Origin of the sequence: Paenibacillus agilis (assembly GCF_007786455.1) — a bacterium.
In the GTDB taxonomy this organism is placed as follows: domain Bacteria; phylum Bacillota; class Bacilli; order Paenibacillales; family Paenibacillaceae; genus Paenibacillus_B; species Paenibacillus_B agilis.
In genome coordinates this window covers 127582-143197 of record NZ_VNJK01000001.1, presented here as the reverse complement: position 1 = coordinate 143197, position 15616 = coordinate 127582, and the positions used below count along the sequence as shown (strand labels likewise).

At 42.3% G+C, this 15616-nt stretch carries 14 protein-coding genes; all 14 read right to left on the bottom strand.

Features of this window, described 5'->3' with window-relative positions:
• Window positions 1-61: 61 nt before the first annotated feature.
• The gene (locus FPZ44_RS00575; RefSeq protein WP_144986416.1) at window positions 62-1963 is read right to left on the bottom strand and encodes a stalk domain-containing protein; all 1902 of its coding nucleotides are present in this window, start codon (window positions 1961-1963) and stop codon (window positions 62-64) included.
• Between the two features lie 149 nt (window positions 1964-2112).
• Window positions 2113-3045, bottom strand: coding sequence for an EamA family transporter RarD (gene rarD, locus FPZ44_RS00570; RefSeq protein ID WP_144986414.1), 933 nt, complete (start codon window positions 3043-3045; stop codon window positions 2113-2115).
• A gap of 162 nt (window positions 3046-3207) precedes the next feature.
• Complete coding sequence (locus tag FPZ44_RS00565) at window positions 3208-4518, bottom strand: MFS transporter (RefSeq protein ID WP_144986412.1); 1311 nt, start codon at window positions 4516-4518, stop codon at window positions 3208-3210.
• 224 nt (window positions 4519-4742) lie between these two features.
• Window positions 4743-5513, bottom strand: coding sequence for an ABC transporter ATP-binding protein (locus FPZ44_RS00560; RefSeq protein ID WP_144986410.1), 771 nt, complete (start codon window positions 5511-5513; stop codon window positions 4743-4745).
• Window positions 5514-5524: 11 nt separating this feature from the next.
• Window positions 5525-7864 (bottom strand): ABC transporter permease, encoded by a 2340-nt coding sequence (locus FPZ44_RS00555; protein ID WP_144986408.1) that lies wholly within the window; start codon window positions 7862-7864, stop codon window positions 5525-5527.
• Window positions 7865-7897: 33 nt separating this feature from the next.
• Window positions 7898-8644: a thioesterase II family protein gene (locus tag FPZ44_RS00550; RefSeq protein ID WP_186785857.1), complete on the bottom strand. Its 747-nt coding sequence runs from the start codon at window positions 8642-8644 to the stop codon at window positions 7898-7900.
• Between the two features lie 202 nt (window positions 8645-8846).
• Window positions 8847-9686, bottom strand: coding sequence for a hypothetical protein (locus FPZ44_RS26280; protein WP_186785856.1), 840 nt, complete (start codon window positions 9684-9686; stop codon window positions 8847-8849).
• Window positions 9683-9946 carry an acyl carrier protein gene (locus tag FPZ44_RS00540; RefSeq protein WP_144986404.1) on the bottom strand — a complete coding sequence of 88 codons (264 nt, stop codon included), beginning with the start codon at window positions 9944-9946 and terminating at the stop codon, window positions 9683-9685. Before FPZ44_RS00540 ends, FPZ44_RS26280 begins: the two co-directional genes overlap by 4 nt.
• Window positions 9947-9970: 24 nt before the next feature.
• Entirely contained in the window at window positions 9971-11008 is a 1038-nt protein-coding gene (locus FPZ44_RS00535; protein ID WP_144986402.1) for an HAD-IIIC family phosphatase, read from the bottom strand.
• A gap of 38 nt (window positions 11009-11046) precedes the next feature.
• A complete protein-coding gene (locus FPZ44_RS00530) occupies window positions 11047-11898 on the bottom strand; it encodes a 3-hydroxyacyl-CoA dehydrogenase family protein (protein WP_144986400.1) in 852 nt (283 codons plus the stop codon).
• A 20-nt stretch (window positions 11899-11918) separates the two neighbouring features.
• The gene (locus FPZ44_RS00525) at window positions 11919-13256 is read right to left on the bottom strand and encodes an aspartate aminotransferase family protein (protein WP_144986398.1); all 1338 of its coding nucleotides are present in this window, start codon (window positions 13254-13256) and stop codon (window positions 11919-11921) included.
• A complete protein-coding gene (locus tag FPZ44_RS00520) occupies window positions 13256-14215 on the bottom strand; it encodes an ACP S-malonyltransferase (protein ID WP_144986396.1) in 960 nt (319 codons plus the stop codon). Before FPZ44_RS00520 ends, FPZ44_RS00525 begins: the two co-directional genes overlap by 1 nt.
• The gene (locus FPZ44_RS00515; RefSeq protein WP_144986394.1) at window positions 14212-15363 is read right to left on the bottom strand and encodes an acyl-CoA dehydrogenase family protein; all 1152 of its coding nucleotides are present in this window, start codon (window positions 15361-15363) and stop codon (window positions 14212-14214) included. Before FPZ44_RS00515 ends, FPZ44_RS00520 begins: the two co-directional genes overlap by 4 nt.
• Entirely contained in the window at window positions 15364-15615 is a 252-nt protein-coding gene (locus FPZ44_RS00510) for an acyl carrier protein (protein ID WP_144986392.1), read from the bottom strand.
• Window position 15616: the final 1 nt, after the last annotated feature.

The following is a 15616-nucleotide window of genomic DNA, read 5'->3' as shown; positions in this document are numbered from 1 at the left end:
GGGTGTCCCAAGGGCCATGTAAAATGACTTTTGGGACACCCCCTTTTCATTTTTTTTATGGTTACTGATATATGCCTGTCACTTTACCATTTGTAAATGTAATAATGCTAAGACTTGACCCGCTTCCATATCCCCAAGACTCCACCGTAATATTTCCGCCCGTAATATAGGAAGTGTTTCTTGGCTGTCCCCAAGACATGAGCACCTGCTCCTTGGTCATCCCTGTAGATACTTTTTCATTTTTGATTTTTTCCCATACTGACTTCGACCATTTATAACGTTTATACGGATCATAGTTCATAAAATAATAGGAATCTGTAAGCAGCTGTTCCACTTTACTAGCAGACATTTCGTAACTTTGGAGCGTCTTGCCATTGGCATGCTTAAACACAATAATAAAGTGCGAATCAATAGGAACAATATCCGTTATCGTTACTTTATTAAACCGTTCCCAGCTTTGGAAATGATTAATCCAATAACTCTTGCCAATATACTTTACGAGGTCTCCAAGTTGTTCTCTCTTTTCGATTTTAGCCGTCTCATCAGATTGAACGATCATTTTTGCACTACCGAACTTAATCGTTACCTCTTTCCAACCATTATCCCATGAAATATTCGCTTGTAAAATGTGCTTCAGCAGCTCCGCAGGGAAAACCGTTGTTCCTCCAGCCGTTTGCACCACACCTTTCATGGTGTATGCCTTTCCGTCGACCGTTGCTACCTTACTACCCGATTTCAGCTTGATTTTTTTGGAACCTAATTGAATATGATGTTCCTTCGTACTAGGGTTGGAAGTTACTTTACCACCGATAGTCTGGAATACAGACTTTAATGGAAGGTAAACAACACCGTCTTTTTGAATTGCATTTTGCAAAGGCTCATCTAGACTGACCGATATCTTCGCTTGGCTGCTCAACCCATGAGCTGTTATTTTCACACCAGTTTCGCCAACACCACGAACTTTAAATTTATTGTCAGGAACCCTTTCGATTAGCTGTGGTTGATCGATAACAAGTTCATCCTTGTTTGGATATCGCTTATGCGTATAACCATTTGTGTACTGCTCTTCTACTGCAATTAGAAAGTGATCGCCCACCTTAGGTGTTGTTCTCGTAACGATTAGCTTCAATGCCTTGACTTCGGGAACTTTTATTTCTTTGATGCCGTCGTATATACTATAACTGAACCAAGAGCCGTTCTTATTTTGCAAGAAGGCGAGATTTTCGGATTTGGAACTATACATCTTCACGATATCCTTCATATCTTGAATTTGCTTCATTTGAAATCCAAGTGATTGATCAGCTACCCATACCGATCCATCTTTTTTTGTAATTAATAGTTGTCTAGACCCAAACCACATAACGTCGACCGCATCCGTAGTAACCGTTAATGGCTCCTTATTAAGGAAGAAATGATGCGTCACCGTCCCCTCTTTATCCACCACAATGGTATCATCCATATAGACATGTGCGGACACTGCGTTGGGTATAGTAACGACTAAATTAGGGCTTCCCGCTTCAATCGAATAAACATCCCCATTGCTAGAAAGGGCAGCATTACCATTTATATACGTAATATTAGATAGACCCTCGATTTTCTCGTCAAAGTTCCACACGGTCCCATCTTTTTTAAGCCACCAGCCGTCTCTGCTTAACTGGGCAACATCCGTCATATAGGGATATTCTGCCTTTCCGCTACTATAATTCCAGCTAATCACTTTGCCGTTATCGGTTAAGCCCCATCCGGCCATCCCACTGCCTTCTATGGTGACAAAACTAGAACGATTTTTTCGTAACCCATGGTGGTCTGTCTTCCAAAACGTACCGTCATCCAACAAAAAAGTACCGCTATCAATGACAGATACAATCTTCGGTTTACTTGCTGGCGAACTTGCGGAAACGATGCCAGCCGTGCAAAGTGTCAATAAAAGCGCGACGACAGTTAGACTAAGTAATCTCTTCATTTACAATCTCCCCTATTTGTATGTAAATAGACAACTTCCAGATTATATCAGACGCTGTCGATTCAAAGTAGGATAATAATAGGAAATAAAGAAAGGAGAGGATAATCTCCTCTCCTAATGAAATGTACTTTATGTGAGCTAGTTAATACCTACTTCTTGTGAGCAGCAAGCTGCAGCTCATGCTTTCTTTGAAGCAGCATTTCCTTGGAACGAGAATATGTAAATAAAATAAGTGCTATCCAGATCATCATAAACGCAAGTAATTGTGGAGTGCTAAACGGTTCATCGAATAGGAATAACCCTAGTCCAAGCATAATCGTTGGCGCAATATACTGAAGAAACCCTACCAAAGTAAACGATATACGCTTCGTTCCCGCAGCAAATAATAACAACGGAACAGCAGTTACGGCACCAGCGCCTATTAACAAAAATACAGTCGTTACATCCCTATTCCAGAACGAAGGCGAACTTTCAAAGCTGAACAGGAAAACAAGAGCAAACGGCACCATAATCAGCGTTTCAATCGTTAATCCTGCCCAAGCACTAATCGGGACTGTCTTTTTCATAAGCCCATAAAAGCTGAAGGTCGTAGCCAATATTAAAGCAGCCCATGGGAAGTATCCATAGTACAATACGAGCCCCAGCACCCCTGCGCCTGCAATAGCTACAGATAACCACTCCAGCTTTTTCAGACGTTCTTTTAAGAAAATAGTCGCAAGAAAAATGTTGAAGAGCGGATTCATGTAATAACCTAAACTTGCTTCAATTACCCTATCACTTTCTACGGCAAATATGTAAACAAGCCAATTAATACTAATCACGACAGCAGCAAGGATGATCCTGATCGCTTGCTTTTTATCGGTAAACACCTGTTTGATCTCCTGGATGATCACCCTCAGCTTACCAAGCAGCAACAGAACAATGATCATAAACACCAAGGACCAAATAATACGATGCGCTAACACTTCCCCCGCTGGAACGGAACCAATTGCCTTCCAATAGATAGGAAGAACTCCCCACAAGATGTAGGACACTACGGCTGCCAGCACACCTAAAGCATACGGGTTCTGTTTTGTTTCCATGCTAATCCTCCACTCTATCCAATCATTTATCTAATTTTGTATATTACTATATCAAAGTTTATATATTAAATGGTGGAGAAATTATATTTTTATACCAGCTAAATAGGAAAAGACCTGCTGGCATTAACGCAAGCGGGTCTTCTCTGTTATCAGACATATCAATTACATACTATGACTCGCAGCATCCTGATTCGTATCTAGCTCACGGATTGATTTGATTCTGGACGTGATTACAGCTACGACAACTACGAGGATGCCAGCAATAATAAATAGCAAGCCAATTCCTCGACCAGGCCCCGTACCAATGAATTGTCCTAACGTTGGAGCAAACAGTCCCCCTTCTTGCAATAGAGGGTTAAACACATGATCCGCCAGAAAACCAGCTAGACTGTACGCGATAATAAAACCGAGCTGAGAGAGAATACCGATGATGCCCCATACTCTACCTTGTTTCTCATTATCAATATTTCTTCGTACGAGTACATCGCAACTCATATTGATAAACGGCAACGTTGTTAGAAAAACAAAACCAGCAGCTGTCAAAAAGAACATATTCGTTGTAACGCCGTGCAAGGAAAAGGCAATTCCAGCGATCACCAACCCTATGATCAACATCGGTACATACTGTTTCGTTACTTTGAATAGACCAATTACGATACTGCCAAGCAGCATCCCAATTGCACTCACCGATTGGAACATGCCCAGCGTCTGTGCATCTGCGAATGAAAGTATCATTGGACCGATTAATGTCTGCAAGAAGCCAAGGTAGAACGTAATAATCGAGATAATAATAACGAGCAGCAGCACACCTTTATTAGAAGTGACTGACTGCCATCCCTCAGCCAGTTCTTTTACAAAGGATTGAGAAGCAGATTCCTTGGTTGCAACTTGCAGCCCTCGCTTAATGACCAGCACCGCAAGAACCGCAACGAGAAAAGTAGCAATATTAATAACGAGAATGGTACTAATTGTCGTAATGCTTAATAAGAAACCCGCAATAATCGGAGAAAATAGTAACTTAGCCGATTCGGCCAGCTGCAGTAGCCCGCTTCCCTTCGAATATTCCTCCTCCGTTAGCAGATCGGTGGCAGATGCCTTGTAAGCCGGGCTCTGAAGCGCTGTAAATATAGCACTGACCGTAACGCCAACATAGATAATCCAGAGCGAAATGTGGCCGTTCAACATCATCATTAACAAAATAAAGATGAGTCCTGCGGCTGCACCCAAGTCACCAATAATCATCATTAATCGCCGATCAAAGCGATCCGCCAACACGCCACCGATTGGCCGTAACAATATATTAGGCAGGAACGAGCATAAAGCAACAAGCGCAACGCTGGTGGCCGTATTTGTCTGTTCAAACGCATACACACCCAATGAAAAAGCAGTTAACCCGGCTCCGATCGAGGCGATTAACTGGCCCATCCACACAATTAGAAACTTATTGAACGACTTGTTCTGTACGCGTTCCATATGTATCCCCTTTCGTCGAGCCAACCTTTGAATGACACATTGGACTTGAAATAGCGCTGTGAGAGCAGATCATTCCTCCGATCGCTGTCGTAGTCGAATTTTTTATTCATTTATCTCAAGGTTAAAATTCGACTACAAAGGCGACCACTTCGTTTCTCCAGAACGATTCTACTCCCTTTTGCTAAGGTAAGTCATATTCATTCAAGATCTTAACAATGACAAATTTAAAAGCCCATTTCCATTAGCCAGCGAGCCAATTTAGTTTCCCTTGCTTTAATATCGTCGCCCCCCCCCCTTGTATATTTACCAAGTCGCTGTTCTGCTACGATATTTCCATCCAGCATAAACAAAATGCGCTCGCTTTTCGCTGCGACCTTCACATCATGAGTAACAAGAAGAATCGTCGTTCCCTCGTCGTTGATATCCGCTAAAATATCCATAATTTCCGACGCGGACTTGGAATTCAATGCCCCAGTCGGTTCATCTCCAAATACAATTTCCGGCTTATTGATCAACGCCCTGCAAATGGCGACGCGCTGCAGCTGACCGCCAGATGCTTGCGTAATATCGTTATTCGCTAGTTCTGCAATTCCTGTGCGCTTCATGAGCTGCAGCGCTCGTTCATTAACTTGCGCACGGCTGGTGCTATTGTTCATGTAAGCTGAAAGCACGATATTGTCGATAATATTCAAGTTCTTTAGCAAGTGAATATGCTGAAAAATGAAGCCCATTTTTTTCAGTCTTACATCTGCCAACTCTTGTTCCGAAAGTGCCGAAATTTCTTGCCCGTTCAATACAACACTGCCTGATGTCATACGGTCCATACCGCTGATGTTATAAAGTAAAGTGGATTTGCCCGAACCAGATGGGCCCATTACACTTACAAACTCACCCTTTTCAATCGTCAGGTTTACACTTTTAAGAATATGATTCTCCTGACTATTACTGACCACAAATGTTTTGCTTAATTCCTTCGACTCTAACAGAATACTCATCGTCTTCCTCCTTATTCGGCAATCAGCGAAGCTACGCTGGATTTCTTAATAGACAAGATGCTCAACAATGTTGTAATCGTGACAACGAGGATAAGAATAAGCGGGCTAAGCAAGTATGCTTTGACAGGATCAACGATGAACTCAATCTGAGAAGCGCCGAAAGAGGACATCAATGTGCTGACCAACATCGGGCCTACCGTATTGGATATAACCGTGCCGAGCAATATACCGATTATTAATACGGATAATGACATCGTCACATATTTCACCCGAACTTCTTTTAACCCGAACCCAATGCTTCTCATAATAGCAATTTGCGCATTGTCTTTGGCAATAACCATTTTAATAAACAACGAAGTTATGAGAATCGATACAAGCACCGCAATCAAAGTAGCGACCACGGTAATAAGCCTGATCTGCTCAATCGTCGTACCTAGCGTTTGATCAATATAACCTTTTAGATCCGTTACTTTTGCTGGATAGAATGCTTTTTCATACTCCGCCATCTTCTGCTGCATGAGCTGCGGAGATTTTAAATCAAGACTGACGACATACCACAACACATTATCTTTGTTAAATGGCAGCAGTGCTTTCGCGGTCTTTCCGCCATTTGTTACATCCTGATAAATACCGCTGACGACCATTTTTTTCTCTTGACCATCTACGATAAAACGAAGCTCATCGCCAATATCTTTCTTAAGTCCGCTGCTGTTCGCATAGGAAAGAGCAATTTCATTTTCCTTAGTCGGCGCATTTCCTTTTACATAATCAAGAGGGAATATTGAAAAGTCACCTGTTTCTACACTAATGTTCTCCTCGACGCCCTCGCTATTGATCAGCTTGAACTGACTTGTAACAAGTGGAGAGAACCGCGTAACATCTTCATCGTTCTGGATTACTTCCAGCATGTTTGCATACCTTGCTATCATGTCATCGGATTGCCTTAAATCGATACGAATGTCGCTTTGGCCAATTCCCATATAAGACGTGAACGTTGGAGACTGAATCGTATTCAAGAAGTTAATCGGCACGACAATCATAAAGGAGCTAACTAAAAAGACTACGAGCAGCAAGCGGAACATTTTAAACCGCTGCAGAACGTCCTTTATACCGAGAAAGACAGGAACGGCAAGCAATTTGCTCTTATTTAGAGAAGGAGAGAATCTATGCATTTTCGCATCACCGATACTGCCTGAACGCAGCGCTTCGACGGTCGAAATTTTATTGAATCTGCGCAGCACTAATCTACAGAAGAAGATAACCATGAAGAAGATAACCGCAACGGCTGCAATAGAAATCGCATAGTCTACAATGCCTTTCGGCGCAGACCCGATGTACAACAAAATATTTGCCGTGAAAAATTGATTAAGGAATAACGAGGTGACATAGCCGGCAACTGCTGCAATCGCAGCCAAGACCACATACTTTGTTAAATATATTTTTTTAATATATCGCGAGCTAATTCCTATCGCTTTCAATACACCAATTTCTCGATAATCCTCTTCAATCGTCGCAAGCAGCGTAAACCGAATACAGAGAATGGCGATGATATTAAGGAGTATACTCACAAATATAATGACTGCCGCTACTGCACCATCTGTTAGTGCATTTAATGTTTTGAACAAGGTTAGGTCAATGGCGGGGCCTTTCTTTGGTAACTGGGAAGCCTGATAAGCTTGGGAGAATTCATTCAATGTACTAAAATCGTGGAGTTGGAATTCAATTAGGTATTCGAGTTCACCATAGTTTTGTTTGACGAAGTCGTAATCAGATGGATGGATGACGAAGCGTTTGGAGTGGATAATCGATGGGTTCATCTGCACATCTCTTACAAAATCAACAACTGTAAATACCTTTTCAAACGGTGGAGCCGATATTTTTACTTGATCACCAATCTTCATATCATTTTGCTGCTTATAATAGATCGGTACGGCAATTTCGCCTTCTGATACTTGAATCACTTTACTTTCTAAATTGAGCAGTAAGTCAAAGGATTTGTTTTGCGTAACGACACTTATATCCATGACACTGTTCTTCTCAGATTCACCCTTGCTTCCTAAAAACAAGTTGGAACCGTCAATATTGATCATTTCTACCGTTTGTTGTTCTTTCACCAGCTTGTTCGTGGATGACCACGTATCAATAGCTGACTGATCAATATCACCCGCATGCATTTGTACAAAGTGCGGTGCCTTAGACTGGGTAAATAAATGGGTTAAGGAATTCGATAGCTCAACGATCATATTGGAACCTGCGGATACGAGCACAGCAGACAGCCATATAAACAAAAATAATACGATCGTGATACTCTTTTTCCTAGCGAAATCTTTCTTCAGCATTTTCAATAACATCTTTTCTATTCCAACCCCTTCCATTTAGAAAACTTATTGTTCCTCCCTGAAAATGATTTGCTCCATTTGATGAGCAACGACATCTGCATGTGCTGAGATAAACATATGTGAACCATTTTCGATCGGAATCACCTGTAATTCATTATCGAAATAACTCAGCCATGAAGTAATGGAGTCCACTGGAACGATGCTGTCGTTCTCTCCCCAGAAATAGTAGGTAGGTATACGAATAGGCTGTATTTCAAGCGTAGAAGCAGTCTCCAACACTCCATAATCAGCACGAATGGTAGGCAGGAGAAACTCCAAAATATTTTTTTCATGTATAAGCTCTTCAGGCACTCCACCATAAGAGATGAGATGTTCAATTAGCTTATCATTCGTTAAGCTCGTATATTTGTTCATTTCATATTCATTAGGGGGATTGCAAGCAGATAAGACTAGCTTCATCTGAGCTAAATCATAATCCCTAGTGTTATGTAATTTCTGTGCTAGCAAATAGGCAATGATTCCGCCCATGCTGTGACCAAACAGAATCGCCTGCGGCTTTATTATCGTAATCAATTGTTCGAAATATAAATCTAATAAAGTATGTATATCTGCTATCAGCGCATTGGTATCTCCTCCATGTCCCGGTGGATTCACTGCCCACACTTCAACATCATCATGCAGTGAATTCGCAAATTGATTATAAGCGTACACATTCCCCCCTAAGTAAGGAAAACAGATCACTTGATTGTTGCCATTTCCCGGTTTTATTAGTTGAAATAGGTTGTTTTTCATATGACCCTCTATCCCCTCCATAACCCTTCAAGGTTATATAAAAATGATCAATATCGTTCACAAGCCTATATGTCACCTTCAAGAGATGCAGAATCCCTCCAAGCAGCTGTGACATCCTGTTCAGAGGGATTAAGCATTTATGTGTATTCTACACAATGAATAAATATCCTTTTTCTTCTAACTTGTGCAAAGGTTACTCTGCCTAATTTGCTCCAGAGCTAATGAATTCTGGGAACGTTTGAAGTTTAGGATTAATCTTTTTCGCTTTAAACACCAAATGGATAATGATCGCTGCAAGTGTGAAGTACGTAATTTGCATAATTTGTACTTGTGGATTAAAGAAGTACAGTTGAATTTGACTGCCTGTAGCTGCAAGCCAAAATGCAACGAGGTAGAACAGAAGGTTTCCTTTTGTTGCATTAAAGATATAGCTTATAAATACAACAAAGACCATCAATTGAATGACGTAGTAGATATACGTAGTTGACGTTCCGAATGAAGAAATAACATAACCAGGTAGAACCCATAATCCGAAGAACAATCCTGTCAAAAGACCACTCACAATATTACTCTTAAATTTCGCTTGCAAAGCTGGAAGCAAAAATCCAATCCATCCTAGCACGCCACCAATTAATCCTGTTTCCTTAATCAAGTTAAATAGAGCAGCACCGATCATTTCTGGTACAGTAAATGTAATTTCAGGTACTGGGATGCCGAACAATCTTGAACCAAAGTGCATCGTTGCTGCGAACAAGAAGAATACCACGATAATAATAGGGAACCAGTACAAATCCTGCTTTCTTGGGATAAACTTCGCCAGTACTCCTTTCACTGCACTGCTGCCGCCAACCATATAATAAGCAATCAAGCCAGCAATCGATGGGGAATACAAAGTCACGATGGTAATTGGATGCATTAACGTAAGCTCCCCTGTAATCGGAACTAATACATCAGGGAAAAATAGATAAGCAACCGTCACTCCATAAGAAGCACCAAAAGCTATAGCCAAGTAAACGAATAAGTACTTATTAATGTTAATCATGATACCACTCCTTTGCATGCTATTTTGCTATCAATAAGCGCAACAAGATTATTAACGGTACTAAAATTCTCCAAACCCAACTCATCATTTTCGATCGTAAGATTAAACTTTTGCTCCACAAAATCTACGAGCTGCATAGCAAAAAGCGAATTTACAAATCTCAGTTCAAAATAGTTGTCGTCATCTGAAATGGTCATATCATCATTATCCAGAGAAATATTTTGACCAATAAAATTTCTTATTTCTGCACGATAATCCATAGTATCCTCCCTTACAAATACGTTCTAAGCATGACAGCGAACGTCTATATAATCCGGATAACTCATAATCTTTTCCAAGTCATGCTCAAATACATAATTACCTTGGTCATCTGACGAATGCTCTTTAAATCCCGAGAATCGGAAACTAACATTCATCATCCGATTCCTTCCTGTGTCTCGGAAGTCTGCCAACAGCTTTTTGTTATGCTTCTTCGCTTCGTTCATAATGTAGCTGAGCAGCACGGTGCCTACTCCCCTAGAGATGACTCGGCATGACATTAACATCATCTCAAGCCTCCAGTGATCAGCATTTTGTTCGATTAGGGCTAAGCCTATCTTTCCATACGAACCGTACTTATCTTCCAGCTCACACACGAGTAACTGATGGGCATCAGATTGTCTGAATTGATCCAATTCCTCGTAATTGAATGTCTTGCCAGTCGCATTTAATTGATTCGTTCTTACCGTCAGCTCTTCAGCCCGCTTCAAATCTTCTTGTCCTGCATATGCAATCGAAAATTTCATATTTAGCGTTGCTAAAAATTGCTCAGATGGCCCACGATATTCCGTTTCTGCCTGCTTCCGTATGATGTCATCTTGATACATTTTTCGTCTGCGTACCGAATCGATTGTAATGAACCTTGGATTCAGTCTTGGATGATCCAATAACGTTTCATATAAGCTCGAGTTCACGCAATCTACGGTTTTATGAGTGTTTTTCACCTCCTCCAACTCGAACTCCTGATCATCTACAAACAGAATGCTGTCCATCCCGATGTTAATATTTTTTTGAATTTGCTCTATCGAGTAAGACTTAGCATTCCAATGAATCTCAGGGTAAATAAAATAGTGATCAAGACCGAACTCTTTCAACTTTTCCATCGCGAGATCATGATCATTTTTACTCGCAATCGATTGGAGAATGCCCCGCTTGTCCAGCGTGTCAATGAGCTGCACAATTCCAGGCTTTAGAGACACATCATTGGACTCGATCAGCACGCCGTCCCAAATCGTATGGTCTAAATCCCACACGACACATTTCACTTCGACTTGTTTCCCCATTAGCACCCCTCTTTTCAAATCGTGCGTGTGAACATCCTCTAATAGGCATAAAAACCTTTACCGCTTTTGCGACCAAGATGCCCTGCATCGACCATCTTTTTTAGCAGTGGACTGCATCTATACTTGGAATCCTGATAGCTGTCGTACAACACCTCCAACGAATCAACAACCGTATCCAATCCGATAAGGTCCGCTGTTTCTAACGGTCCCATTTTATGATTGAATCCTAGCTTAATAATGCTATCTATTTGCTCTGGAGTAGCAATTCCATCTTGTACGATAAGTGCAGCTTCATTCATAAATAAGTGGGAGAGCCTATTCGAGACGAAGCCTGGAAAATCTTCAATAATGATCGCTTTTTTGTGCAGTGTCTTTAAAAAGGCGACGATGTCATGCTTCGTCTGTTCAGAGGTGTGATAGCCTTTAATCACTTCAACCATTTCTTTGAGGGGGACTGGATTCATAAGGTGGATGCCGATGGCTCTCGATGGATCAGGTAAGTAAGAAGCAAGCTTCGTAATGGAAATGCAGCTTGTATTAAGTGCAAACAAGGCATCTTGCTTGCATATATCCGCTAGTACTAGGTATTCCGATGTTTTGCTTTCTACATGCTCACTTATGTTCTCTATGACAATATCCGCATGTTCAATGCCCTTATAGTCAAGCTGGAAAGAGATTCGTTCCAAGATCGAATGAAGACTTTCCTCCCCATACGCCTTGTTAAACATGCACGCTGAACGGTACTCCTTCTTGATGTGATTAGGGGCTTGTTCGATGGCAGCAGCGGAAATATCCTTGAGAATGACGTTATAGCCATATCTAGCAGCATCTAGCGCTGTAGCACACCCCATAACGCCAGCGCCAATAATCGCAATGGTTTGGTGTTGCATACTTATAATCTCCAATCGGATTAATTTATCGATTCAAATACTTCGTCAAAGATTTCTTTTGTCTCGACAAACGCTTTGCCGATTCGTTCACGTAAAAAAGAAATGTCTTCTGTACTGAGCGATATGTTAGGGTATAATCTTGAAATCGTAGATACGAGAATGCCGTGTTTCGCTAGGCTGGTATGAAGCATAATATCGAGGGACATAATGTCGAACGTATAGTCAGACGTATTTTTAAGAACCTCGTTGCAGCAATGATAGGATGCGCAAGCAGTAGGACCTTGAATAACGAAAGGTAGTCCAACTGCCGCAGCCTCCGCTTTCATCAACTCGTGAATGTGAAGCATGTTATTGTTCATACTCGTTAAGGCTTCACCATTGTTTCTGCTCAAAATTTCAAGTGTTGCTTTGACTGCCGCCGTGCCCAATGGATAACCGTTAAACGTACCTGCATGAATGACTTTCTTATCCACGAGCAGCTGCATAATTTCCTTCCTGCCCACAAGCGCAGCAACTGGCACACCGCCACCAGCAATCGCTTTACCCAAAGTCGTAAGGTCTGGCTTCACATCGAAATACGTTTGAGCACCGCCTAACCCCATACGGACCCCTGTAATGATTTCATCAAAAATGAGTACGACATTATGATCATCACACAGCTGTCTCACTTTCTTCAGATAGCCCTCTGCCGGCATAACGCCTCCGCCATTTACACAAACTGGCTCCATAATAATAGCGGCAATCTCATCACCATTTTTCAGCAGCAGCTCTTCTAATACTTCTGCATCATTCCAAGGCACAAGATAGGATTGGCTCTCTAGCACATCTTTTGCTCGACCAGCCGTACCTTTCAAATCGCCGAAATACTCGGTAGGAATCGGAGCATCACCTTTCTTCTGCACCTTACCACCCATAATATTGTCGGCATTGCCATGATAATGGCCTTCGAAGCGCACAAAGCGATTTTTCCCTGTCCACGCACGCGCTAATCGCAGCGCGTTCTGAACAATCTCCGTGCCAGATACGCCGAAGCGGATCATTTCCGCAGAAGGAACATATTTGCTAATCAGCTCTAATGCTTCTGCATCGAGATCGCAGTGGCTTACTGAAAGCACGCGATCAATCATTTCTTTTAAACTCTCACTGTATTCCTCATTCCCATGCCCGATAATTAGAGAACCAAATCTAGCATAGAAGTCCAAATACTCATTGCCATTCATATCCCATAATCTACTGTTGCGAGCCTTCACAAAATGAATCGGCGTCTCTTCCCATGGCATATGGAAATTATAATGCACGCCGCCCGGCAACTTTGCCTTTACACGCTGGTTGTACAGCTGCATGTTGCTTAACGCCATTACGTGAGCGCCTCCTTTTTTAATAAGCTCAGAATTTGTATCCGATCTTCTTCATCATCAAATGAGAAGCAAACAGGAAGCAATGCGTTCTCCTTCACGAGGTGCCTCGTAATTTGCTGTGGCCCGATATCGATGAACGATTGCACGCCTGCATCACTCATCTTGGTGAGAACTTGGTTCCACTTCACAGGTAGAATGAGCTGATTGCTTAGTATTGTAGGAATCGAATCGGTTGGCTCAATGATTTTACCTGTTACAGTAGACCACACATCCAGCTTCGTCTGTGCAAATGAAACACAAGCTAATGCCTCTTCCAGCTCTGGCTTCAAATAAGCCATCAGCGCACTATGGTAAGGTGCATCCGCCTTCATTGGCATCATGCGGAAAGGGATAAAGTCCCCTCCCAGCTTGCTTACTTCCTCATCCAACTTTCGAAGTGCCGTCTGATTGCCAGCGACGATAAATTGATTGGGCGAATTATATCCGGATATGGCCACATAATCATTGCCTTGAATCGACTCAATAATGTTGTCGAGCACCTCTTCTTTCATATCTACAACAATACCGGCTCTGCCCTTATTCTCCTGAATGACGCGCTGCATAATAGCCCCTCTCTTCCTTGCATAAGAGACGCCGTTAGCAAAGGATAGAGCTTCAGCAGCAATAAGCGCAGATATTTCCCCTAAACTATGGCCAGCCATACAATCTGGTGCTGCTCCTACTTGCTCCTGGAACACTCGAAATAAAGCATAGCTTGCAGCGACTACCGCTGGTTGCGCATGGTCAGATTGAGTGAGCTCTTTCAAATTGCCGTTAAGAATGAGAGAGCGGATATCCATGTTCAATGCATCGTTTGCTTCTTCAAACACGCCAGCCGCAACCGGGTATTGCTCTATGAGATCTTTGCACATGCCGATATACTGGCTTCCTTGACCTGGGAACAACAGCGCATACCTCATCGTTTTTTGCTCCTCTTGTAATACTGTCTTAAACCGTAATGAGAAATGATTTCCTGCTGCATTTGGGAGGAGCCCTCAATAATTTCTAACACTTTCGCTTCGCGGTACAAGCGTTCTACTGGATACTGATTCGTGAATCCATTCGCACCATGAACTTGCAAGGCGTTGTTCGTTATATCTACGGCCACTTTTGAGGTAAAATACTTAGCCATTGTCGTTTCCATCGTCGCTTTACTGTCTCTGGCTTTCCGTAATTCCCCTGCCCGCAAACATAGCGCTCTCGCCGCATGCACCTGCGTCACACTATCTCCAATCATGCCTCGAATTAGCTGGAAATCACTCAACTTCTGGTCAAATTGAATCCGATTCCGAGCATAGGTCACCATTGCGTCGACTGCTTCTTGTGCAATTCCAACTCCTGCCCATGCAATGCTGTAACGTCCATTATCCAGTGCAGTAGAAACAATATACTCAAAGCCAAAATTCACCTTCCCTAATACATTTTCTTTCGGTACTTCGACGCTATCCAAATGTACTTCCGCAAGGTAAGTAGCACGCCCTGCCATCAATCCTTCGATTCGTTTCGTCGTGACGCCTGGGAAAGAGCGCTCCACGATAAAAGCAGTGCTCTTGCCTTGATTCGATGCAATAACAACAAATACATCAGCAATGTCGCCAAACGTAATCCATTTTTTAACGCCATCCAGCACATAGTGTTCAGCTTCTTCTCGCCACACTGTTTTAATGCTTTTCGCATCCGAACCTACATCAGGTTCAGACAAGCCAAATGCTGCAATCACTTCTCCACTTGCTAATTTGGGGAGCCACTTGTCTTTTTGTGCCTCCGTTCCAAATCGCAGCAACGTCTCACTCACCAGCGAAGTGTGTACCGTAATCAAACTTCTCGTAGCAGGACAAGCCTTGCCAAACACTTCCGTAAATTGACCATACGAGACTGGATCCAATCCCAAGCCGCCATATTGATAAGGAAGAGGAGCGGCTAAGTAACCTTTAGCCGCCATTTTGCGAATAAGCTCCAACGGTATCCCTGACTGTTCCTCGAATTGATTCACATAGGGACGGATTTCCTCGTCCACAAACTGTTCCACTTCTTGAATGACATTCTGCTGTATCGTCTCCGTACTCACCTAGACCACCTTCTCACTCATGCATTCATGCAAATAGCCAGAGAATTCGGCAATCGTTTTGTACTCGAACAGCGCAACAGGGCTAATGTCGATGTCCAGCTTTTTTCTAGCACGATTAATAATTTTCAACGCCTGGATCGAAGAAACACCAATTTTCAGAAAGTTTACGTCCTCATCAATTTCACTATGATCTTGCTCTAGCACTGCAGCGATCTCCATTTTAAGAAATAGAATAATGTCGTCTTTCGTCATC